2 protein-coding genes and 1 pseudogene are annotated in these 2,831 nt (G+C 42.0%); 2 read left to right on the forward strand and 1 reads right to left on the reverse strand.

Annotation, left to right across the window (positions count from 1 at the left end):
• Positions 1–355 precede the first annotated feature (355 nt).
• A pseudogene (locus tag PX481_RS12430) lies at positions 356–811 on the forward strand (DUF29 domain-containing protein).
• Between the two features lie 12 nt (positions 812–823).
• Positions 824–1,573 (forward strand): amino acid ABC transporter ATP-binding protein, encoded by a 750-nt coding sequence (locus PX481_RS12435; RefSeq protein WP_288094667.1) that lies wholly within the window; start codon positions 824–826, stop codon positions 1,571–1,573.
• A gap of 18 nt (positions 1,574–1,591) precedes the next feature.
• On the opposite strand, the gene PX481_RS12440 is transcribed toward PX481_RS12435, so the two are convergent.
• Positions 1,592–2,831 (reverse strand): cation:proton antiporter (locus PX481_RS12440; RefSeq protein WP_288094668.1); only part of this gene is annotated, 1,240 nt, incomplete at its 5' end.

Here is a 2,831-nt window from a genome sequence, read left to right on the forward strand (position 1 = left end):
TAAATCCTTATCTGGCAAGAGACTTAATTGATTAGTTCGCTCTAGATCAAAAATAATTGACAAAAATCGCCAAATGCCTTTCTATATAAGGGTTCCATCCCTTATAACCCCCGTCCATTGCATAACAAAAACCGAAGAACCCAACTTCTTCGGGTACAGTCAGGATTATTGCCTCAATCAATTCAGGTGTTTATTCGGTGTAAATATGAATAAATTCGATAAAATCAGTTAATTATGCGGAAATATCTCCGTTTAAAACTAAATAAAAAATATTTACACTAATCAACCGCATCTTTTATGCTATCATTTCTAGGAACGGGTTATTTTTAATAATGTCCCCATTTGATCAAAGACAATGCTTGCTTTAGAACAGCTTTATGAACGGGAGTATGATCGCTGGTTAAGCGAGACGATCGAGTTATTAAAAAATCGTCAGTTAGATCAGTTAGATTACGAACATTTAATCGAGGAGTTGGCAGCTTTGAGACGAAGCGAAAAAACTGCTGTTAAAAGTTTAATTTTATCGATAATAATCTAGCTGCTACTCTATCAATTTTGGACAACAGAAAGAGAAAAAAATAGTAATCATTGGGCGGCAGAGATTATCACTTTTCGAGTACAATTAGAATATAAGCTCACCACCAATTTAAGTAAATTTCTAGAACTAGAACTAGAGTTAGAAGATATCTATGAAAACGCTCGCTTAATTGCAGAAAAAAAGACAGGATTAAAAAATTTACCGATAATTTGTCCCTACTCTCTGAGACAAATTCTTGAGAAACAGTGGTTTCCCGATACAGATAATCAATAAACTCTCAAAAATATGGAATCTCACAACAGTGAACCGATTATAATTGCCGAAGCGGTGGAAAAATGGTACGATAACCGCTTTCATGCTTTGCGGGGAGTCAATCTCACCGTTAATAAACAGGAAGTTGTCGTGATTATGGGGCCGTCCGGTTCAGGAAAATCCACCTTTATCCGCACTTTTAATGGGTTGGAATCCTATCAAAAAGGCCGCATTATTATTGACGGAATAACTGTTTCCCACAACCTGAAAAATATCGAGGCAATCCGTCAGGAAGTCGGGATGGTTTTTCAACAATTTAACCTCTTTCCCCATCTGACGGTATTAGATAATGTCACCCTCGGTCCGATGTGGGTGCGCGGTTGGAAAAAAGCGCAAGCGGAGGAAATAGCGGCACAATTGCTGGAAAAAGTCGGTATTCTCGAACAAGCGCTTAAATATCCCCCTCAGTTATCGGGAGGACAACAGCAGCGGGTGGCGATCGTTCGCGCTTTGGCCATGCAACCGAAGGTGATGTTATTCGATGAACCCACCTCAGCTTTAGACCCAGAAATGGTGCGAGAAGTCTTGGAAACGATGCAAAGTTTAGCCAAATCGGGGATGACCATGGTTTGTGTCACCCACGAGGTAGGATTCGCGCGAGAAGTGGCCGATCGAGTGGTATTTATGGATCAGGGTTTAATTTTGGAAATTGCCCCCCCAGAAAAATTTTTTAATAATCCCCAATCCGATCGAACTCAGCAATTTTTAGCAAAAATTCTTTGATTTTCCATGACTTGATCATTAAACCATCTCTTTTTCTTCTTCTACCTCCACTAAAAGGGGAACGAGATTTTCATTTAAACGACCGGCTCGAATTAATTCTGCGTAGGTATTAGCTTCGATATCAAGTAAAGTATCTTGAAATTGTTCGGCTACCACATCTTTTAATTGTGGGTGTTCCTGTAGTAATTTTTGCAACTGATCGCCCAAGGCCTTTAGTTGTCCCTCCACTAGCGTTTTTTTGTGGCGATAAAATTCGGGATCGATATCGGGAAAACGTTCTGGTTGTTGCAGATAATTGGCAACCCTAGTTAAAGCAATTTGACGAGCAATTAAGGCCGAATATTCGGTGCGAATCGGTTGATCACCGATAAGATTGAGGGCATTTAACAGCCATTGTATGGATAATCCTTGCACCAATAAAGTAAATAAAACCACCCCAAAAACCACGTCAATAATTTCTTGACGGTAGGGGATAGACGTAGGAACACTTAACGCTAGGGCGATCGAAACCGAACCGCGCAATCCTCCCCACCATAACACCGTTCTTTCCTTGAAATTGATGTTATTGCCCGTAATTAGGTTACTAATTGCCCCTAGTCCAAAAATTGAGAACAGACGGGAAACCACCATAGCAGCGATCGCTATTAAAATCCCGGTTAAGTGACTACCAAGACTCTCAAAACGAGTTTGATCGCCGATCAGTAAAAAGATGATAGAATTGACAAAAAAGGCGATAAATTCCCAAAATTCGCTAACTACCAGGCGCGTGCGGGGACTCATACCAATGCGCGAACCGAGATTACCGAGAATAATCCCGACAATTACCACCCCAATCACACCGGATCCGCCTAATTTTTCCGTGACGAGATAGGTTCCGTATGCAGAAACTAGAGTCAGAGACTGTTCCACAAAAGGCAGATCAAAGCGTTGGGTAAGGTAGGAAATGCCGAAACCGATCACGCAACCGACACCGATGCCAATCCCCACAAAGGTGCAGAAACGAGCGATCGTGACGGGGACGGAAAAGGTATCGACTCCCAAGGGAATCCCCACCAAGAGGACGAAAGCCACCACAGCGACCCCATCATTAAAGAGACTTTCCCCTTCCATCAGGATCGTCAGTTTTTTACTGGCCCCCAATTCTTTAAATAGGGCAATTACAGAGACGGGATCGGTGGCAGCTAGGGCAGCACCCAACAGAAAAGCGATCGATAGGGGTAAATTAGCAAAGATATGTAGGGGATAGGCGACTCCCAAA

The sequence above is a fragment of the Microcystis sp. M53603_WE2 genome (assembly GCF_030065435.1).